Here is a 20,203-nt window from a genome sequence, read left to right as displayed (position 1 = left end):
CGCAGTATTTACTGAAAGACAATAGTACCAATCAATTCGCGAAATGGCCTGCTAAAGCTCATCCGAGAGATAATTTCGGATGGTTTGGTAAGGACGTAATCCCTGCGTTTTGCCATTTGTTCCTTTATCAGAACCGTTGGTACGGGCTTCCCCCGACCGACTACGATTACTGTTCTGGAGAGCAAGCATCTCTTTTCGCAACTGCCGTTGTTCGTCATCTGTCAAGACGGTGCGTGTAGCCTCTCCCTGACCGTAGCCATCGTTGAAATTACTGATGCGGCTATCGGTTTGCGCTAGCTTGAGTTCAGACAATAATTCGTTCAATTCAGACATAATGGTCTGACGCTCTTCTTTTAAGTCATTTAAGTTAGGTAACAAGTCGAGATTGTGCTGGAGCACTTGTTGCTGCGTACGTTGCTCGGCCAGTTGAGTTTCGAGGGGAGCTATTTCCTTGTCCAGACGTTTCAGGCGACGGCGTAATTTCCCCAGTTTAATATCGGCCTGCAACCATCGAAACCAAAAAGCTGATAAAACGGGTAGCGCAATACCTAAACATACTGCCCCCGCCAGAGCAAATAAAATGCCACTCAGCACGAACGACAGTAACGCCCAGGGGCTGTTTACGAGTGCCAGATTCAACTCACTGGATTCGCTCAACTGCTTCTCAATTTTACTCAGCGTGGACGGACTAAGCACCTGTGTGGCTGCGGTAGGATCAGTATTAAGTTGTAGCTGCCGGACCGATTTGTTGATGGCTGCCTTGAGCTGATCCGTTCGGTACGCTTCATAACGAAACCAGCCGAGTACGGCCAGCGTAAGCACCGAAAATAGGGCCAATCCCATCTTGAAGCGGCCATATCTACGCCCATTTTTCACTGGATCTTCCTGATAGGGCTGCTCGATAAGTCGGTCGTAAGCGGGTTTCAGCAGGATCGATACCATCGCCAGACCCACGGCAAAGGCCCAGGCTTCGTTGGTGTTACGTATGTTGAGGGCGTAAGCTACAATTTCGTGGGAGATGATCAGATCACCCGCCAGAAACGAAATACCAGCGGCTAGAAACAGGAGCCCAGCCAGCAACGAGTAATCAGGAGCCGCTTTAGTTCGGCGTTCCAATAGCTGGTCGCGGTCAGCTTCCAGTGCTTGCCGGTCTGCTTCTTTCTGTTTGATCTGCTTATCCAGGCGATCAACCTGGCTTGTGAAATTTTGCAGATCGGCAAAAGCGGTCCTGTTAGCGTCAGTAGCTTCGGCTAGTTGACGCTCGGTATTGGTCAGTTCAGTACGCTTTTCCTGAATCCGGTCTGTGATCCAGTCCGTGTTAACCTGACTCGATAAATAGCCTTCGTATGTTTCCCGATTAACTCCTTCAACACCACTTGCATAGCCATGCTGAAAATCGGGTTGATTCGTTGGTTCCATAAGTTCAAGTTGTATAGTTGTTGTATGTTAAGGTTGTAGGGGCTCGATAATTCGCCAACTACTACGTCGCATCGTCTGGTCAATCAACTCAGAAACTAGTTAAAAATTGCTTCCCGCTGTTGTTGGGTGAGTTGATCGCGGACGCTGCGGGCGAGTTCAAACTCGCTCAAAAATAAGTTAACAAGCCCATCACGCCGAGCGTTCAGTCGGGTTAGGTCAGCCTCGGTCTGAGTTAGAGCTGTTACGATCGACCACTTTTGTGTGCGAATCGCATCAGCTTCACGAGCGAGTTGAGAAAGTTGGGCTTCCCAGACAGGTAGTTTTTTTTCCTTATCTATTATTAACTCTCTATTGGTCTGAATGTTGTCAATATCCGTCTGTAAAGTAGTTAGGGTACTTAGTAGCAATTTTCCCGCCAGTAGAAAAAGGAAAAAGACGAAAACGCCCAGCGCAATGGCTTGTCCGGCCGATTGGGTTTGCCAGGCCTGTACCAACACAAACACCGATGCTGCAAATGGTAGGCCAATTTCTTCAACCAATCGCCGACCTGACAGGCGGGTATCTGTTTCATAAAAGAAGGATGTACGACCAAACAGATTAAACATACCTGCCAGAAAAACACCTACCCCAATCCAGCGATTGGGGAAAGCAGGACGTAGCGTTTCGTCGATCAAATAAAAGTTGCCAATGCATATCAATACTGACAGCAACAGGCTGATCACCGTTCGCATCAGATTATTCGGCGCCGGGTTTTTATCTCGCAACGCGTTGGTCTGATCACGTAGTGAAGTAATAAGATTTTCCCGCTGCTCGATTAACCCGTTAAGTTCGTCGATCTTCTCGGTATGCTCTTGGATTCGTCCCTCAAGTGGAGTGGCCTGATGGTTGAACAGAGATCGGATTTCAGCGATTTTTCCGTCAGGTCCAGCATCAGACAAGCCGAACATAACGCCTTCATCACGCAGGTTTTCTTCATCCGTTAACCAATCGGGCAAGGGGTCTGCTTTACTAGTTACGGCAATGGGTGCGTTCGGCACGCTTTCGGGGAATACGGATAAATTAGGGGAGAGATACGTTCTCACTGGCACAAGCGTAGTAGCTGAAACAGGCACTGTAGAACCATCAGAAAAAAAGGAACGAAGGCGTTGAATAAGCGGCATTATTGAAATCCAGCAAATGGATAAGGCAGCCTAGACAGGCTGTCAGAGTGAAAACGGCCGTAAATACGTAAAAAGTACCTTACAGATGCAAGTACTTATTGATGCATGGGAACCATTAAAACTAGCTTTATAGGAAAACGCGTCGAAGGGCTGCCCATAGCCGTTTCTTTAAGTTCTGATCGGCTTCGATAGTTGGGAGCGAGTCAGCCATCAGGAACGTAATGCCCTCAAACCGAACGGGTGCGTACCGATCCATCATAATGTCGAGGTTAATCCGCTCGAAGGGTACGCCGAACGTAATGAAATGGTTGATGTATTTCCCACGTAGCAACTCGGCGAAATTCATATCCTGAACACCATGCAGATTTAGTAGATCTACACCGTCGATGTTAAGATTAACGGCTTTCAGAATTTTTTCCAGGAACAACAAATTTCCTGGGTCCAATTCTTCATCGGCCAGCAGCAGCACTTTATGGTTCAATTGCGGTAGTCTTGGCTGTTGCTGAATAGGCGGAAAAATGGATGGGGTTGTTGGGCGTGGTGCCGGTTCGGGTAATGCTTCAGGCGTTGTAACGAGAACGATCGGTCCGGGGGTAGAAGCAAGCACGACAGGAGCAATTTCGGGTTCATCCACTAGCAATGGCTCATTCTTGACCACCGTTGACTCCGCGGCTAACGTATCTAAAGCCGAAAGCAAATCAGCATTAACCATTGCGTCCAGCTCGTCAACCGCCTGATCGCCTGTTTCATTGGCTGACCATGATTCGTTGGCGATTCGAAAAATCGAATCGCTTTGGTATAAGGTCTGATAGAAATTCCTGGCTGACATATGGACGCTGGATAACGATAGTGAACGAAGCAGCCATAACGTTACATAAAGTCATGTAACGTTATGGCTGCTTACCACGTAATGAAAACTAAGCAATCACAGCCTGCCGGTGAATAATGGCTTCACGGTCGGGGCTGGTTGAGATAAAGTTGATGGGTAAACCGAGCGTATCTTCCAGGAAATAAACATAGTTCGCCAATTCAGCGGGTACATCGGTAAAAGAGCGAATGTCGGTCAGATCCGTTTGCCAGCCTTTAAATGACTTGTATATGGGCTTTACGGCCGTATCACAAAGGTCATAGGGCATCTGCTCAGTTGTCGTGCCGTCGGGCAATTCATAATGTGTACACACCTGAATCTCATCGAAGATGTTCAGGACATCGACCTTCATCATCACCAACTGTGTTACGCCGTTGATCATAATCGCGTATTTCAGGGCGGGCAGATCAAGCCAGCCACACCGCCGTGGACGACCCGTAGTAGCGCCAAACTCACGGCCTTCCTTGCGAATCAACTCTCCGGTTTCATTGGAGAGTTCTGTAGGAAAAGGGCCGCTACCAACGCGGGTGCAGTAGGCTTTAAAAATGCCGTATACTTCGCCAATCTGACGTGGGGCTACGCCCAACCCTGTGCAGGCGCCAGCGGTCATGGTGCTGGAGGACGTAACGAAGGGATAGGAACCGAAATCAATATCCAGTAATGAACCCTGAGCGCCCTCGGCCAATACTTTCTTTTTGTCACTTAGCGCTTCGTTGACAGTATATTCACTGTCAGTTAATTGAAACTGCTTCATGAACTCCACCGCACCAAAAAATTCGGCTTCGGCCTGGGGAAGTACGGATTCGTAATCGTAGTTATTCTGCTCCAGAATGACTTTGTGAATAGCCACCAGCTTGCCATATTTCTCCGAAAAGTTTGGCGAGAGAATATCACCAACACGCAACCCTTGCCGGGCTACTTTATCCTGATATGTAGGGCCAATTCCTCGTAAAGTTGACCCAATTTTCGACTCACCTTTCGCCTGTTCGTAAGCGGCATCCAGAAGTCGATGGGTTGGAATAATAATGGATGCTTTCTTCGAAATCTGTAGATTTTGGGTTAGCGCGAGATTGTATTTGGCCAGACCGTCAATTTCTTTCTTGAACACAATCGGGTCCAGTACGACGCCATTACCAATGATGTTAAGAATATCGTTCCGGAAAATACCGGACGGAATTTGGTGTAGAACATGTTTAAACCCGTTGAATTCGAGCGTGTGTCCCGCATTTGGGCCACCCTGAAAGCGAGCCACAACCTGATACTGCGGAGCCAGTACGTCCACAATTTTACCTTTTCCTTCGTCGCCCCACTGGAGGCCTAATAAAACATCGATCATTCTGATTGGTCCGCTAATGCAGCTATGGTTACGCTAATTCTTTACTTATACCCAGAACATCAGGTTCCGGTTGAATATCCCGAAATGTGAACGCTGATGAGTTGGACAAAAGGCATCTTTAAGGAAAGTGTAGAATAAAAAATGGAAAATGAATAATGGATAGATGATAATTATCCATTATTCATTTTCCATTTTTTATTCCTGCATCGACACCTGAGCTTCCTGCCGTTCTTTAGCCATTTCGTCCCGGTTTTCGCAGAGATCGCGGGCGCAGGAACCGTAGAAAATCAGCGAGTGGTGCATGACATTGAACTTCAGCATGTCGCCGACCAGGTTCTGGATGTTCTGGACGCGGGGGTCACAAAATTCCATTACCTTGTGGCAGTCCGTACAGATCAGGTGGTCGTGCTGGCGATACCCATACGATTTTTCGTACTGCGCCAGATTTCGGCCAAACTGATGTTTGGTCACCAAATCACAGTCCACTAATACGTCCAGCGTGTTGTAGACTGTTGCCCGACTAACGCGATACTTCTTGTTTTTCATGGAGATGTATAATTCATCCACGTCGAAGTGATCCTGTCGGTTGTAAATTTCTTCAAGTATGGCGAACCGTTCAGGCGTCTTTCGTAAGCCCTTACGTTCGAGATAAGCCCGGAAAATCATCAGGGCAGCTTCTAGATTCGTTTGTGTCGGCGCTGGCATTTCCGGTTCCGATTAGTTTAAAGTACAAAGGTAGACTTTTGTGGTTTACAGTATTCGGTTTACGGTAGCGAATGCATCGTTTATTCGTAGATACCGTGAATCGAACAGACCAAGTCAGTGATCAGGAATCAAATCGTACAACTTCAAACACACCCTGAACGCGTTCTAACTTTCGCATCAGTGTTTCCAGATGACCCGTATCGTGGACGTAAAGACGAATGTTCCCCTCAAAGATACCGTCTTTTGAGTCAATCGCCACCGAACGCATGTTGATGTGCAGTTCATTGCTGATGACCCGCGTTACGTCATTGATCAGGCCCACCCGATCAGTGCCAGTGATACGCAAGCCGGCAAGAAACGCCAGTTCTTTCTGGGATGTCCATTTGGCTTTAATGATCCGGTTACCGTGGTTCGACATCAACTCAACGGCATTTGGACACGTAACGCGGTGGATTTTGATGCCATCGTTGATGGTTACGAAGCCAAATACGTCGTCGCCCGAGATGGGATTACAACATTTCGAGAGCGTATAATCGATGCGGTCCATATCCTCGCCAATGAGTAACATATCGGCGTCGGCCCGCTCACCATGAATTTTCTTGAGTTCCTTCACAAACGCTTTTGCGTCAGGTAAGGTATCGGTGTTAAGCTTGTTAGCGCGGTTCTCTTTTGCTTCTTTATCGGACTTGAACTTCTTGAGTTCAGCAACGTCGATATGACCCTTGCCCACCCGATAGAAAAAATCATCGGTCGTTTTAGAACCAAAATAAGCCCGCAACTGATTAATGATTTCATTGGTCATTTCCACCCGCAGGATGCGTAGTTTCTTATTGACCAGTTCGCGTCCATCCGTTACGTAGCGCTTATTTTCTTCTTTGATTAAATCCTTGATCTTGGTCTTGGCTTTCGACGTCACCACGAACCGCAACCAGTCTTCGCTGGGCTTCTGCCGATTCGACGTAATGACCTCCACCTGATCACCATTTTGCAGGACGTAACTTAACGGCACCAGCGTGTTGTTGACCTTGGCCGCCATACATCGGGCGCCAATCTGGGTGTGGATGTCGAAAGCAAAGTCGAGCGCCGTGGCCCCGCGTTGCAACACCTGGAGATCGCCTTTGGGCGTAAAAACAAAGACTTCTTCGCTGTAGAGATTGCTTCTGAAATCATCGACAAACTCAATAGCCGCTTTTTTGTCGCCACTCCCCGCCGACTCAATCATATCCCGCACCTGACTGATCCAGGCTTCGATGCCTTCTCCGGTCTTGGTGTCGTTGCCCTTATATTTCCAGTGTGCAGCGTAGCCCTTCTCCGCAATTTCGTTCATCCGTTCGGTACGTATCTGCACTTCCACCCATTGCCCCAGTTTGCTCATTACGGTCGTATGAAGGGACTCATACCCGTTGGTTCGTGGGGTACTGATCCAGTCTTTCAGCCGGTCGGGGTTGGGTTTGTAATGATCCGTTACGATGGAATAGGCCCGCCAGCAGGCCGCTTTTTCCTCTTCCGGCAGTACGTCCAGAATGATCCTGACCGCAAACAAATCGAAAATTTCCTCGAAGGGTTTTTTCGATTTATTCAGTTTAGTCCAGATCGAATAGATCGACTTAGGCCGACCTTTAATGATGTATTTTATTCCGGTCTCGGCCAGATCTTTCTCAATCGGTTCGATGAATCGACCGATAAACCGATCGCGGGCCAGCCGGGTTTCGCGTAACTTTTTGGCAATATCTTTGTAAGCCTCGGGCTCTACGTGTTTAAGGTAGAGATCTTCCAGTTCTGACTTAATCGTATACAAACCGAGCCGGTGAGCCAGTGGCGCGTAGATGTAAATCGTTTCGGAAGCGATCTTTAACTGCTTATCGCGGGGCATAGACTCCAGCGTCCGCATGTTATGAAGCCGATCGGCGAGTTTAATCAGAATCACCCGCACGTCGTCCGACAACGTCAGCAACATCTTCCGGAAATTCTCCGCCTGCTGTGATGACCCGTATTCAAAATAGCCCGAAATCTTTGTCAGACCGTCGATAATTCGGGCCACCTTCGGGCCAAATGCCCGATCAATGTCAGCAATTGTCGTATCGGTGTCCTCCACTACGTCGTGAAGTAGCGCGGCTACAATGCTAGTCGGGCCAAGACCAATTTCTTCAACGGCGATCTGGGCAACAGCCAGCGGATGGTATATATACGGCTCTCCCGACCGCCGACGCATGTTTTTGTGGGCTTCGGCCGACGTATTGAATGCTTTTTTAATCAGCTTAGCGTCATCGCCTTTCAGCATTGGCTTTGCCGCTCTTAACAATCGCCGGTATCGTTTCAGGATTTCCTGTCGCTCCAGTTCTAAGTCGATAACTGGTTCGGTGCCGGGCCCCGGTGCCTCTGGTGCACCAGAGTTATCAGGACGTTCAATGGCATTTATCATAGTGGGCTTCGTTGCAGGTAATTGCCTTTAGGTTGTACTCGTACTACCAAGATAACAAAATAATAATCGAAAATTGCTTTGAGATTATCTAAAAATAAAACCTTCACACAAATGTCTTGACACGTATATTTTTTTTTATACCTTTGCACCCTGAAACGACGAAACGTTGTTCAGTAAACAGCATCCCAACGCGTTTTTTCGCTGACTGATCCTGTTTAAAATTGGCCCTGCGGGCGTGGCGAAATTGGTAGACGTGCCAGACTTAGGATCTGGTGCCGCAAGGCATGGGGGTTCGAGTCCCTCCGCCCGTACAAAGTTTAAAAGCGAAAGAGTGAAAGAGCGAAAGAGCGTTGTCTAACAATTCACTCTTTCGCTTTTTTACTCTTTCGCTCTTTCATTTCAAACCGATACAAACGTGGATATTACCTTAGAAAAAGCCAGCGACACGAATGCTTCGCTGAAAATTACGCTAACACCGGCTGACTATAAGCCAGAAGTAGATAAGAAACTGAAAGATTATGGGCGTAAGGTTCAACTGAAGGGTTTCCGTCCTGGTCACGTACCTGCCTCGCTGGTGCAGAAAATGTACGGTAAAAGTATTTTGGTGGACGAAATCAACGCCATGTTGAGCAAAACCGTTAGCCAGTATATCCGCGAAAATAAATTGCAGGTTGTTGGTGATCCTATTCCTGATCGGGAATTGGCCGATACCATCGACTGGGACAACCAATCGGAATTTGCGTTCAGCTATACCCTTGGACTGGCGTCTGAATTCGATATTGATTTCAGTGATCTGCCGAGCGTAACTCAATACGAAATTGAGGCTGGTGAGGCTGAAGTTGATTCGACCATCGCTGATTTACAACAACGTTTTCACGCCCACGGTCATGGTGAAGAAGTTGCCGATGGTGACACCATCTATGGTGAACTAAAGCAGACAAGCACACCAGAAGGAGCCGATGCCTTTACGGCGAAAACGGCCTTCCCAATGAACCAGATGGCCGAAGATGCTAAAGGACAGTTTGTTGGTAAGAAAAAAGGAGACGTAGTGACGTTTGTGCTGGAGCAGGCTTTCCCCGATGAGAAAGCTCGTGCCAACGCAACGGGTGTGAAGAAAGAAGAAGCGGCTGAACTGACAGGCGAGTTTACGTTTGAGGTCGATGACATCACCCGGAACGAACCTGCCGAATTGAATCAGGAGTTTTTCGATAAAGTGCTGGGTGTTGGTGCCGTTAGCGACGAAGAACAATTCCGCACGAAAGTGGCCGAAATCATCCGGGGCAACTACGGTCGTGAGTCAGCGCAATTGTTGCGCCTGGACATTGAGAAAACATTGCTTGAGAATACGCCCATATTGCTGCCCGACGAGTTTCTGAAGAACTGGTTGCTGGAAGTTAACGAAGGTAAATTTACGCCCGAGCAGGTTGACGAACAGTATGACGACTTCACCAAGTCCGTTAAACTACAACTCATCAAAAACAAGATCGCGGATAAAGCCGATATCAAAGTTGAGTTCGATGAAGTGCTGGCCGTAACCCGTGAAATGGTGCGTGAGCAGTTTGGTTTTGCTGGAAGCGAAGATGAAGAGATGAAAAAAACCATCGATCGCATCGCCCGCAATTACCTGATGGACGAAAAGAATAACGGTCAGAATTACACCAGTACGTTCAACCGGGTGTATGACGATAAAGTGATTGAATTCGCGAAAACGCAAATGACCCTTGTGTCGCAGGACATAACGGTAGACGAATTTAAAGCACTGGTTGAAAATCGTTAATCAACGCATAGGGACCTAACGAAGAAGCCTCCCCAGCGGTTAATACTATTTTGGATGTAGCATTACAAACCTACAAGGTCTTCAGGATCTTGTAGGTTTTTCTTATTTAAACACCATCGGGTGACCTTCCTTCGGCACCAGAAATTTCTCTTCAGGAATATTCTTCTCTTTCAATGCTTTTCGTAAATCATCGGCGGGCTCAAACAAGCCATCGTCACCCTGTTGAAAGGTGCCAAAGTGAATGCCTACAGCCTGTATGGGATTGAGATCAACGAATGCCTGCACAGCCCCAGCGGGCGACACATGGATAGGTGCCATAAACCACTCTGGCCGATACGAGCCAATAGGTAACAACGCAAGCTTTATAGGCCCGGTGCCAGGAAACCCAGGATCATTATGCTTAGCCTGCTCGGCAATATGCTTAAAATGAGGACCATAGCCGCTATCTCCGCAGAAATACGTAGTACCAAAGCTTGTGTGAAGTAAATAGCCACACCAAAGCGTTTCGTCGTTATCGCCCAGGCCGCGATTGCTAAAATGTTGTGCCTGCGTACAGGTTAGCCAGAGTTTATCGTTTATCCGCAACGTATCGTTCCAGTCAAGCTCGCGGGTGGTTCGTCCGTCCACTGACTTGGGCAGATAGGAAACACCCAGGGGCGTAACAAACAGCGGATTATGGGCTTTCACTAACTTTTTGATCGTTGGCAGGTCAAGATGATCGTAGTGATTATGGCTCAGTAACACGACGTCAATCGGGGGTAACTCCTCAAAGCGGAGCCCTGGCGGACGTTTACGCTTAATACCCAGCAAGGATGTTGGCCCGACCCGTTTCGACCAGACCGGATCGGTCAGGATATTCAGCCCATTCGTCTGGATCAGAAATGTAGAGTGATTCACGAACGTCAGTACCAGACTATCCCCTTCGATACGTGTGGCAGGTCGAGCGCCCACAAACGCGTCAGGTTGCTCTGGCCAGGGCCCTTTGTCTCGGTGAAGTATCCATTTCAGCAACCCGGCCGACGTTCGCTCGGGCATACCGGGGTTGAAGAATTTCTTCCCGTTAAAATGATCACTGACGGGGCCTTTGTAATGCGGAGCACAGGACGAAATCATCAACAACAAACAGGGCAGCAGAAACAGGGGAAGATAATGCATTAGCGAGTGGAGCGTTCGCCAGTTAGAACAACGATAGTTGCCTGCCTGTTTCACGACCGGATAAAATACCCTCATGTTCCAGCAACCACTGCTTCCGCCATAATCCACCCGCATAACCCGTCAACGACCCATCGGAACCAATGATGCGGTGACATGGCACCACAATCCAGAGGGGATTTCGACCATTGGCGGCTGCTACGGCCCGAATCGCCTTTTCGTCACCGATACGTCGGGTCAGCGCCAGATAGGACAACGTAGTACCAAACGGCACGTCGAGCAGGGCCTTCCAAACAGTTTGCTGAAACGTTGTTCCCGATGGATTGATTGGAAAATCAAAGGTTTGACGCGTCCCGGTAAAATACTCCTGTAGCTGTTGCAAGGCTAATGATACTGGCTCCGAAAGTTGATCTTCGAACTGCGTTTCTACTACGTTGTTCACAGAACTATCGGTGCAGGAAATGAGGCTAATCCCAGCATCATCACCGGTAATACGTACTAAACCAAGAGGAGATTCAAAAACGGCGGTACTCATTGCTTATTCTGTCAGTTGTCTGAGTGATAGGTCAAGTGACGAACGCGGCTTATCATCAACGACCATCGTTTGACTCATTCGATCATGAATTCCGACAGGCTTTTCTTGTAGAAAAGAAAAGGCTTCAAATGGGATGAGCCGGGCAAAACTTCGTCCTATTATTACTTTAAAACCTGGCATCTCGCCTTCATTATCTACCACTTTAGTACGTGTAATCATTTTACCGGGTGTTTTGCCTAACCAAGTCTCGAATACGATATAATAGCCGCCAAATAATAACATGCCCATTACCTGGACTACCAGCGGATTCAATCGGTTTATTGCCTCAGTGCTGCCCGGAATTAATAAGGTAAAAATGACACCGATAGTCACTAGAATAATATAAAAAAACACAGTATCAATAAGCGAGTTCAGAAAGCGTTTCATTCGACTGGCAGGAACAAGTGGCTCAGCCAGTAACTCATCGGCATTAAGTAAATCACGGGATTGATTGTCCATTTCATTAAAAAGGTAGGGTAAGAAACCGTTGTAACTTACTAGCTTTTCAGGCAAAATACAACCCAAATAAAAAGCCTGACTTTCTGGAAGTCAGGCTTTTCTTTAATGCGTCATCATCTTCTCAGTTTCCCATCAGTTTCAGGATTTTTCCTGATGCGTAATCGCACAGATACAGTTCATTTTTCTGATCTTCGCCAAAGGCTGAGATAGAGCCAGCCCTGGAAATAATCTCCTGATTGGTAGCCGCGTTGGTCCCGTTTGGCGTTAAGGCCCACACCCGGCCGCTGGCGTAGTCGGCATAGATATACTTACCACGTAGTGCCGGATTGGCTGAGCCCCGATAAACTACTCCGCCGGTAATGGATATGTCGCCTTTGTCGTGCGAATATTGCCAGATGGGTGAGATCAGATCAGCCGCATTCACGCTGGTACCGCTCGTATTGTAGTCCGCAGTAGCCTCCTTGATCCGCCAGCCGTAGTTACCCCCTTTCCTGATGATATCGACTTCTTCAATTTTGTTCTGCCCTACGTCACCTGCCCACAATTGACCCTTTTCGTCAAAGCTGACCCGCCAGGGATTGCGCAAGCCATAAGCGAAAATTTCTTCCCGATAGCCGTTGGTATTTCCTTTAAATGGATTGTCTTTCGGAATGCCATACTGCCCTTTTTCGGTGTTGTTCACGTCAACGCGCAGAATTTTCCCTAACCAGCTACTGCGATTTTGCCCATTGTTCTGCGGGTCGCCCCCGCTCCCACCGTCTCCCGTCGATACGTAGAGATAACCATCCGGCCCGAATAGCACTTTACCACCGTTATGATTGGCATAAGGCTGATCAAACCGGAACAGGATTACCTCCGAACCGGGATCAACTTCCGATGCACTGGTCGATGCCGCCTTAAAACGACTCACGATGGTTTCCCGGGGATTGCTTTTAGTATAATTGACGTAGAAAAAGCCATTCTGTTTAAAATCGGGGTGAAAGGCTAAACCAAGCAAACCCATTTCGCCACCAGACGATACTTTGCTGCGAATGTCCAGATACGTACCGGCTGATGATGCACTGGCGTCGTTCTCAAATACCCGAATGCGCCCGGCCTGTTCGACGACAAACACCCGATTGGTCCCATCGTTGGCATGGGTGTATTCGATCGGATCGGAGAACGTCAACTTTGGATAAGCATTGACGGCTTTAGCAGCCAGATTACCCATACTCGATCCGGTTGAGTCCTGCGTTATTGAATCAGGCTGTTTGGCAGGCTGGCAAGCCGACGTTAGAAGCCAGGTTCCACCCGAGGTTGCCATCAGGGATACGGCAAAGGTTATTATGGTTTTACTGAACATGACGAGTCGCTCTATTTTCTACTAATTTGCAAGACAAACCAGATTCCTGGTACGACCATCGAACTTTGCTGTCCGTGTTTTGTTCCAGAAACATGAATAATTACTTAATTAGTCAACCTCTATTTAGCTAACGGATACGTTTATAAGTGTACTACGTCCAGACGACGTAGTACATTTGCATAACTAGCTCTGTGCAAGCTAATCACCTCGACATTTGCTTACCTAGTCACCTAACATATCATGATTACCGATACAAATACCTTCCTCGAACATCTGCACACGCAGCGGGCACACTACCGATATAAACTCCCATCGCGGCCTGATGCCGGACGTTTTATTGATCAACTTATGCGGTTGCTGTTCCCCGTTACGCAGGATTGCAAATCGGTATCGCAGCACGTAGAGGAGACGTATCGAAGTCTGCACGAGCAACTTACCAAGTTGTTATGCCCACTGGAGAATAACCTTCCAGAAACACCAGAGGCCATCACCGAGCGTTTTTTCGAACGCTTACCCTCTATTTACGACAGTCTGTTGCTCGATGCCCACGCCATTGCCGATAATGATCCGGCCGCCGTTGGTATCGAGGAAGTCGTGGCCGTTTACCCGGGCTTTTACGCAATATGCGTGTATCGTTTTGCGCACGAATTACTTCAGTACAACGTACCACTCCTACCCCGGATGTTGACCGAATATGCACACGGCCAGACGGGTATCGACATTCATCCCGGTGCACAAATCGGGCCGTCGTTTTTCATTGACCACGGTACCGGCGTTGTTATCGGCGAAACGACGGTCATTGGCAACAACGTGAAAATTTACCAGGGTGTAACACTCGGTGCCACACACGTAGCGAAATCAATGGCGCAGAAAAAGCGGCATCCAACCATTGAAGACAACGTAGTCATCTACGCTAACGCGACGATTCTGGGGGGGTATACAACCGTTGGGCACGACTCGGTTATTGGGGGTAACGTCTGGCTAACCAGCAGTGTCGAAGCGCACTCGCTCGTATTTCACCAGCATCAAACCGACGTCCGGCTGAAGTCCCTGGAGTCAATCGAACCAATCAATTTTGTCATCTGACAGTCGTTAGTCACCAGTCAATAGTCGTTAGTATAATAGTCGTATGTTTATCGATTATTACCCACTAACTAAAAATGACATGAAAGTGACTCGCTTTGAAGATATTATCGCCTGGCAAAAGGTTCAGGATCTAGCGTATTGATGTTTGAGAAATTTCATCAATCCCGAGAGTATAGTTTAAAGACCAGATTTTCAGAGCCTCTGTATCCGTTTCCAACAACATAGCAGAAGGATTTGAACGTAGTAGTGACAATGACTTTGCCCGATTTCTGTTCATATCAAAAGGGTCAAATGCTGAAGTAAAATCAATGTTATATTTAGCCCAGCGTTTGAAATTCATTAATGAACAGGATTTAAAGGATGGGCTTTCTCTTTGTGATGAAATTGGTCGTATTCTAAACGGTTTTATAAACTCCCTCAAGCGTTAGTTTACTAACGACTAAACCACTAACGACTTTATTTATGAAAGCCACCACTATTCTTGACACGATTGGCCAGACGCCCCATGTGCGCATCAATCGGCTGTTTCCGGGCTACGAAGTCTGGACGAAACTGGAACGAGCTAATCCCGGTGCCAGCATAAAAGACCGCATTGCCCTGGCGATGATCGAAGACGCCGAAGCGAAGGGATTACTTACGTCGGACAGTACGATTATTGAGCCAACGTCGGGCAATACCGGCATTGGTCTGGCGATGGTTGCGGCCGTGAAAGGCTACAAAATAATTCTGGTAATGCCCGAATCCATGAGCATCGAACGGCGCAAGATCATGGCAGCTTACGGTGCCGAATTCGACCTGACACCCCGTGAAAAAGGTATGAAAGGAGCGATTGAGCGCGCGCATGAACTGATAGCCCAAACGCCTGATTCCTGGATGCCTCAGCAGTTCGAGAATCCGGCGAACATCGACGTTCACATACGAACAACAGCGCAGGAAATCCTGACCGATTTTCCTGAGGGTTTCGACGTATTGATTACGGGTGTTGGCACCGGTGGCCACATCACGGCGGTGGGTCAGGTATTGAAAGAGAAATTCCCGAATCTGAAAGTCTACGCGGTTGAGCCTGAATTATCGCCCGTTATCGGCGGTGGCGCACCAGGCCCACACCCCATTCAGGGTATTGGAGCCGGTTTTATTCCGATGAACTTACATACCGACGTGCTGGACGGCACCATTCAGGTGAGTAAAGAGGAAGCCTTCGAAATGTCCCGCCGTTCGGCGAAGGAAGAGGGTACGTTTATAGGAATTTCGTCGGGAGCATCGCTGGCCGCCGTAGCAAAAAAGCTGGTCGACCTTACCCCCGGCAGCCGAATTTTGACCTTTTGCTACGATACGGGCGAACGATATTTGTCGATTGAAGGGTTGTATTAGTAAAGTCGATAGTCGCTCGTCAATAGTCGTTAGTGGCTGAAGCATCAGACTACTAACGACTATTGACGAGCGACTTCTTACTAAAACTCCCATCAACGTTCCTCTATGCTCCCAAAATCTGCACTTTACCGATTCATTAAAGACACTAGTTTTATCATCGGCGGCATACTCAGCGCCGGGATGGGTATCAAAGGTTTTTTGCTCTCAAGTCATTTTATCGACGGTGGCGTAACGGGCGTTTCGATGCTGCTGGCCTCGCTATTCCACATTCCACTTCCCGTCTGGTTATTAGTCATTAACCTGCCTTTTATTGGGTTAGGCTATCGGCAATTTGGTAAACAGTTTGCGCTTAAGAGCACGCTGGCTATCGCTGGCCTGTCGCTTAGTTTGGCCGTTATCCCCTACCCCGACGTAACGCCCGATTTGTTACTGACCGCTGTGTTTGGCGGTTTCTTCATCGGCGCGGGCATCGGACTGGCCATTAGGGGTGGTGCGGTGCTGGACGGTACAGAAATAGCGGCTCTTCTCATCAGTCGCAGCAGTCACGTACTGAAAGTAAGCGATGTCATTCTGGTTCTTAACCTGGTCATCTTTGGGGCGGCTGCGTTTTTTCTGGGGTTGAATCCAGCCCTGTATTCGATGATCACCTACTTTGCCGCATCGAAAACTGTCGACTTTATCATTCACGGTATTGAAGAGTATACCGCCGTTCTCATTGTTTCCAAGAATAATCAGGCGATCCGGGGACGTATCATCGAACAAGGCTGGGGTGTAACCATCCTCAACGGGCAGGGCGGATACGGCAAACATGGTAATCACCAGGATATTGATACGATTCTTTATACGGTAGTTACCCGGCTGGAAATCGTCAGATTGCGAACGGCGATTCTGGAGATCGACCCCAACGCATTCATTATTCAACATAGTGTTGATGATGTGGCAGGAGGGAAAGTGAAGAGTTTGCCAATGCATTAATCGTTCCTATCATTACGTTCTCGTTCGGCAAAGCCAAGCAAGAACGTCTGACCACCCCTTCAAAAGGCTTCCCCGCTGATACTTATTTTAGGCCGTTTATGGAGAACTGCCGCGCTGTGTATTACGTCCTGTGTCTTTTTGCTGAACTTGATTTCAGCACCTAAACACATCCCGGCATGGCATTCTCTCTACGTGTTTGTCTTCTCCTCATTACCTTATTTTCAAGGGCTTATAGCGCTCATACGAAAAGTGGCCCAATTGTTACGGGCGTAATACAGGACCCGGCTGGCTCATCCGTTGAGTTCGCGACGGTGGCAATCCATCGCGCCAGCGACTCAGTGGTTGTCAAAACTGAATTCAGTGATGCAACGGGTACCTTCCGGTTTGATCGACTGCCAACGGGCAGCTACTTCATTACAGCTTCGCAGGTAGGTTATGAACGTGTACAAACGGCGCCGTTTGCCCTATCGTCGGACGATCAGAAGCTTCCGGCCCTTCGGCTGAAACCCAGTAGCAATACGCAGTTGAAAGAAGTAACGGTACAGGCCCGCATACCCCTTTTTGAACGGGAAACCGATCGTATTATCGTTAATGTAGACGCCAGTCCGCTTAGCGCCGGGGCCACATCGCTGGAAGTTCTCAGTCGATCACCGGGTGTAACAGTCGATCAGAATGACAACCTCGCACTTCGGGGCAAGCAGGGTGTTCTGGTATTGATTGACGGCAAACGCATACCGATGACGGGTACCGAACTAGCCGATATGCTACGTGCGTTGCCCGCCAATTCGGTGGAGAAGATTGAGCTGATCTCTAACCCACCGGCCAAGTATGACGCGGCTGGTGGTGCGGGCATCATTGCCATCAAACTCAAAAAAGATGGCCGACAGGGAACGAACGGAAGCGTAAACGCCAGTTACGGCTATGGAAAATATGGAAAGTTAACAACCGGTTTTGCCCTGAACTATCGACACAAAAAGCTTAACCTCTTTGGCAACTATACCTACAGTGACCGAAATGTCTTTACCCAGTTAACCCTGCACCGGAAGTTTTACCAGAACAATCTGTTCACCGGCAGTAGCGATCAGGACAACATGGGCAAAACCCGCTACGTCGCCAATACGTATCGGGCAGGCCTCGACTACACGTTGTCGAAGCAAACACTGATTGGTATGGCCGTGAGCGGCTTAGCAAACCAGGCAGAAGCAAACATTACGAATGTCACACAGACATTCAGTGATCAGAGACAACTGCAATCCAGCTATCGATCAGCTAACCGACGGACACTGGCCACACCGAACGTAGCGGTTAACCTGAATCTGAAACACAATTTTGATTCGACCGGCAAACGTGAATTAACGGCCGACGCTGATTACGCTCATTACGAAACCCACCGTAGTCAGAATCTAGCTACGTCTTTCATTGTACCCATTCAAGCCCCAACGGTTCTGGCGGGTGATTTGAACGGAGGGCTAAACATTTCGTCGTTTAAGGCTGATTATACGCATACTTTTCCCAACAAAACCAGATTGGAAGGCGGCATCAAAACCAGCTGGGTGCATTCCGATAACGACGTAGTGTTTACGAGTCTCGTGGAAGGAATAAGCGTGATCGATACGGGAAAAACCAATCATTTCCGGTATGACGAAAACATCAACGCGGGGTACATCAACATCAACAAGACCTTTAATAAGTTATCTCTCCAGGCGGGGTTACGTGGCGAACAAACCAATGTTAAAGGCTTGCAGTTTAAAGGTAACGCCAGTTTCGAACGTAATTATTTTCAGCTCTTCCCGAGCGTATTTCTCAAGCAGAGTTTATCAAAACTGCACGATTTAAGTCTGTCACTAAGCCGCCGAATTGATCGTCCGACCTACAATCAGCTAAATCCATTTCGGGCGTATATTGACGCCACAACCTATTTTTCGGGAAATCCGGCGCTGTTTCCGCAGTTAAGCTATAACATCGAACTGACGCACAGCTTTAAGCAGAAATTCATTACGTCGATCAGCTACAGCCGTACCGATCAACCCATTATCAGCGTCATTCAACCCGCTCCGGAAGGCAACCGACAAGCGGTGTCGACCTTCCAGAATCTGACACGCTCCGATTATTATGGACTAACCATGACAATTCCAGCGCAGTTAACCCGTTGGTGGACAATGGATAATAATCTCGTAGCTTTTTACCAGCAGTTCATTGGCGATCTGGCGGGTACATCGCTCAATGCAGGCTTGCCAGCCTACACCCTGACCAGCACCAGTACGTTCACGTTAGGGCGGGGCTGGACGGCCGATCTAACGGGTAATTATCAGTCACGCCAGTTATACGGTTTTCTGGACATTCAGCCATTAGGGCAGCTTAACCTGGGTTTGCAAAAAAGTATGATGGGCAAAAAAGGCACGCTGAAGCTGAACATGACCGACATTTTCTATACCAGTCCTACGCATGCTACGTCCACCTACGCGAACTATGTTGAGCAGTTCTACCAACGTCAGGATACACGAGTTGCAACGGCTTCGTTCACGTATCGGTTTGGTAATGATGGGTTAACGCCGTCGCGCCGTCGGACGGGGGGAGCAGAAGATGAAAAACGCCGGGCTAACGGAGCGTAGTGATCCGAGAAACAGTTGGGAAGTCCCCTCTCCAGAAAAACAGGAGAGGGGTATAGAATCACTATTGCTGGGCAAACTTTTCCAGCGTTATCTCAGGTTTTCCGAGGTCTGCCCAGGTCTTTTCTGCCTCAAAAACTTCCGGGTAGTTGTTAAGGGCTTCCGTGATATACCAGCCATACTTCATCGGCGGTGAAAATAGACCGCCCAATCGCATCACGTATGACGGAATGGAAGCAACTTTCAGCTTTTCTTTTTTATGAGCAGCCACGAATCGTTCGGCAGCCTGATAGGGAGTCACGGCTTCCGGCCCCTGAATCACATATTCCTGATTTTGACCGTCTTTAGCGATTTCGAATGCCCGAGCCACCTGTTTTCCGTAATCCCTGGCAGAAACGTACCATTGCCTGATATTCGACTTTCCTACAACCCTGATAGACGTGCCTGAACGCTGTCTGTCATTCATGGCTTCCATAAAACTGGATGGATAAAAAATGCTGTATGGAATGCCCGATGCTTTAAGAATTCGAACCCCCTCCTGCTTCACCTCAAATGTCCACCAGTTATACCCATTCATGCCCTGGTATCGCATGACGATAGACGACAAATACCCAATTCGGCGAACACGAGTTTCCTTGGCCGCCTGGATCACGTTAGTTATTCCCTGCGATTCGGTATGAAAATCTGTTTCTTTCTCATCTTGCCGGGTAGCCAGACTTAGATACACTGCGTCCATACCACGCAACCCACTAATCAGACTCGAAACATCAGTTATATCCCCAGCAATGACTTCTGCATCGGGGAAGCGTTTTCGCACTTTCTCGACATCACGAGCGATGATGCGAACGGAGAAACCAGCCTTAATAAACTCCTGGGTAACAGGCAGACCGATCATGCCGGTCGCGCCGATAACTGCAATTTTCATATGTAAAGAGGATAGGTAGCATA

General features: G+C 48.3%; 17 protein-coding genes and 1 tRNA gene. 7 read left to right on the top strand and 11 right to left on the bottom strand.

Going from position 1 to position 20,203, the window contains the following annotated elements:
- Positions 1-51: 51 nt before the first annotated feature.
- From BM202_RS08965 to BM202_RS08940, 6 genes are all read right to left on the bottom strand, one after another.
- A complete protein-coding gene (locus BM202_RS08965; protein WP_093825048.1) occupies positions 52-1,419 on the bottom strand; it encodes a LapA family protein in 1,368 nt (455 codons plus the stop codon).
- Positions 1,420-1,514: 95 nt separating this feature from the next.
- Positions 1,515-2,501: a hypothetical protein gene (locus tag BM202_RS08960; RefSeq protein ID WP_245776586.1), complete on the bottom strand. Its 987-nt coding sequence runs from the start codon at positions 2,499-2,501 to the stop codon at positions 1,515-1,517.
- Between the two features lie 205 nt (positions 2,502-2,706).
- Positions 2,707-3,408, bottom strand: a complete 702-nt coding sequence (locus BM202_RS08955; RefSeq protein WP_093825045.1) for a hypothetical protein — start codon at positions 3,406-3,408, stop codon at positions 2,707-2,709.
- A gap of 88 nt (positions 3,409-3,496) precedes the next feature.
- On the bottom strand, positions 3,497-4,783 hold the full coding sequence (locus BM202_RS08950) for an adenylosuccinate synthase (RefSeq protein WP_093825043.1): 1,287 nt from the start codon (positions 4,781-4,783) through the stop codon (positions 3,497-3,499).
- 195 nt (positions 4,784-4,978) lie between these two features.
- Complete coding sequence (locus tag BM202_RS08945; protein WP_093825041.1) at positions 4,979-5,488, bottom strand: Fur family transcriptional regulator; 510 nt, start codon at positions 5,486-5,488, stop codon at positions 4,979-4,981.
- A 121-nt stretch (positions 5,489-5,609) separates the two neighbouring features.
- Positions 5,610-7,910, bottom strand: a complete 2,301-nt coding sequence (locus BM202_RS08940) for a RelA/SpoT family protein (RefSeq protein ID WP_245776585.1) — start codon at positions 7,908-7,910, stop codon at positions 5,610-5,612.
- A 229-nt stretch (positions 7,911-8,139) separates the two neighbouring features.
- Here BM202_RS08940 and BM202_RS08935 point away from each other — a divergent pair.
- Together BM202_RS08935 and tig are read left to right on the top strand one after the other, a co-directional pair.
- Positions 8,140-8,221 (top strand) — tRNA-Leu (locus tag BM202_RS08935).
- Between the two features lie 104 nt (positions 8,222-8,325).
- A complete protein-coding gene (tig, locus tag BM202_RS08930; RefSeq protein ID WP_093825039.1) occupies positions 8,326-9,687 on the top strand; it encodes a trigger factor in 1,362 nt (453 codons plus the stop codon).
- A 102-nt stretch (positions 9,688-9,789) separates the two neighbouring features.
- Here the strand turns inward: tig and BM202_RS08925 are convergent, their stop codons facing one another.
- The 4 genes from BM202_RS08925 to BM202_RS08910 form a co-directional block, all read right to left on the bottom strand.
- Positions 9,790-10,842, bottom strand: coding sequence for an MBL fold metallo-hydrolase (locus BM202_RS08925; RefSeq protein ID WP_093825036.1), 1,053 nt, complete (start codon positions 10,840-10,842; stop codon positions 9,790-9,792).
- Between the two features lie 22 nt (positions 10,843-10,864).
- On the bottom strand, positions 10,865-11,374 hold the full coding sequence (locus BM202_RS08920; protein ID WP_093825034.1) for a methylated-DNA--[protein]-cysteine S-methyltransferase: 510 nt from the start codon (positions 11,372-11,374) through the stop codon (positions 10,865-10,867).
- Between the two features lie 3 nt (positions 11,375-11,377).
- Positions 11,378-11,872: an RDD family protein gene (locus BM202_RS08915; RefSeq protein ID WP_093825033.1), complete on the bottom strand. Its 495-nt coding sequence runs from the start codon at positions 11,870-11,872 to the stop codon at positions 11,378-11,380.
- Between the two features lie 121 nt (positions 11,873-11,993).
- A complete protein-coding gene (locus BM202_RS08910) occupies positions 11,994-13,214 on the bottom strand; it encodes a PQQ-dependent sugar dehydrogenase (protein WP_177236545.1) in 1,221 nt (406 codons plus the stop codon).
- A gap of 240 nt (positions 13,215-13,454) precedes the next feature.
- On the opposite strand from BM202_RS08910, the gene BM202_RS08905 reads away from it, so the two are divergent.
- The 5 genes from BM202_RS08905 to BM202_RS08885 all read left to right on the top strand — a co-directional run bounded on the left by BM202_RS08905 (position 13,455) and on the right by BM202_RS08885 (position 19,258).
- Positions 13,455-14,300, top strand: a complete 846-nt coding sequence (locus tag BM202_RS08905; protein ID WP_093825030.1) for a serine O-acetyltransferase — start codon at positions 13,455-13,457, stop codon at positions 14,298-14,300.
- Between the two features lie 188 nt (positions 14,301-14,488).
- On the top strand, positions 14,489-14,728 hold the full coding sequence (locus BM202_RS39040) for a four helix bundle protein (RefSeq protein WP_093825028.1): 240 nt from the start codon (positions 14,489-14,491) through the stop codon (positions 14,726-14,728).
- Positions 14,729-14,762: 34 nt separating this feature from the next.
- A complete protein-coding gene (gene cysK / locus BM202_RS08895) occupies positions 14,763-15,671 on the top strand; it encodes a cysteine synthase A (RefSeq protein WP_093825025.1) in 909 nt (302 codons plus the stop codon).
- A 105-nt stretch (positions 15,672-15,776) separates the two neighbouring features.
- Positions 15,777-16,646, top strand: a complete 870-nt coding sequence (locus tag BM202_RS08890; RefSeq protein WP_093825023.1) for a YitT family protein — start codon at positions 15,777-15,779, stop codon at positions 16,644-16,646.
- A 176-nt stretch (positions 16,647-16,822) separates the two neighbouring features.
- Positions 16,823-19,258 carry a TonB-dependent receptor gene (locus BM202_RS08885; RefSeq protein WP_093825021.1) on the top strand — a complete coding sequence of 812 codons (2,436 nt, stop codon included), beginning with the start codon at positions 16,823-16,825 and terminating at the stop codon, positions 19,256-19,258.
- A gap of 61 nt (positions 19,259-19,319) precedes the next feature.
- On the opposite strand, the gene BM202_RS08880 is transcribed toward BM202_RS08885, so the two are convergent.
- Positions 19,320-20,180 carry an SDR family oxidoreductase gene (locus BM202_RS08880; RefSeq protein WP_093825019.1) on the bottom strand — a complete coding sequence of 287 codons (861 nt, stop codon included), beginning with the start codon at positions 20,178-20,180 and terminating at the stop codon, positions 19,320-19,322.
- Between the last annotated feature and the right edge of the window lie 23 nt (positions 20,181-20,203).

The sequence above is a fragment of the Spirosoma endophyticum genome (assembly GCF_900112365.1).
In the GTDB taxonomy this organism is placed as follows: domain Bacteria; phylum Bacteroidota; class Bacteroidia; order Cytophagales; family Spirosomataceae; genus Spirosoma; species Spirosoma endophyticum.
The sequence above is the reverse complement of the archived record's forward strand: the minus strand, read 5'-3'. Positions and strand labels throughout refer to the sequence as shown.

Coding starts and splice junctions, on each gene's coding strand:
- BM202_RS08920 (WP_093825034.1), bottom strand. CDS start 11,374: ATGAGTACCGCCGTTTTTGAATCTCCTCTTGGTTTAGTACGTATTACC.
- BM202_RS08925 (WP_093825036.1), bottom strand. CDS start 10,842: ATGCATTATCTTCCCCTGTTTCTGCTGCCCTGTTTGTTGTTGATGATT.
- BM202_RS08905 (WP_093825030.1), top strand. CDS start 13,455: ATGATTACCGATACAAATACCTTCCTCGAACATCTGCACACGCAGCGG.
- BM202_RS08950 (WP_093825043.1), bottom strand. CDS start 4,783: ATGATCGATGTTTTATTAGGCCTCCAGTGGGGCGACGAAGGAAAAGGT.
- BM202_RS08885 (WP_093825021.1), top strand. CDS start 16,823: ATGGCATTCTCTCTACGTGTTTGTCTTCTCCTCATTACCTTATTTTCA.
- BM202_RS08880 (WP_093825019.1), bottom strand. CDS start 20,180: ATGAAAATTGCAGTTATCGGCGCGACCGGCATGATCGGTCTGCCTGTT.
- BM202_RS08910 (WP_177236545.1), bottom strand. CDS start 13,214: ATGTTCAGTAAAACCATAATAACCTTTGCCGTATCCCTGATGGCAACC.
- BM202_RS08945 (WP_093825041.1), bottom strand. CDS start 5,488: ATGCCAGCGCCGACACAAACGAATCTAGAAGCTGCCCTGATGATTTTC.
- BM202_RS08965 (WP_093825048.1), bottom strand. CDS start 1,419: ATGGAACCAACGAATCAACCCGATTTTCAGCATGGCTATGCAAGTGGT.
- BM202_RS08915 (WP_093825033.1), bottom strand. CDS start 11,872: ATGGACAATCAATCCCGTGATTTACTTAATGCCGATGAGTTACTGGCT.
- cysK (WP_093825025.1), top strand. CDS start 14,763: ATGAAAGCCACCACTATTCTTGACACGATTGGCCAGACGCCCCATGTG.
- BM202_RS08940 (WP_245776585.1), bottom strand. CDS start 7,910: ATGATAAATGCCATTGAACGTCCTGATAACTCTGGTGCACCAGAGGCA.
- BM202_RS08890 (WP_093825023.1), top strand. CDS start 15,777: ATGCTCCCAAAATCTGCACTTTACCGATTCATTAAAGACACTAGTTTT.
- BM202_RS08955 (WP_093825045.1), bottom strand. CDS start 3,408: ATGTCAGCCAGGAATTTCTATCAGACCTTATACCAAAGCGATTCGATT.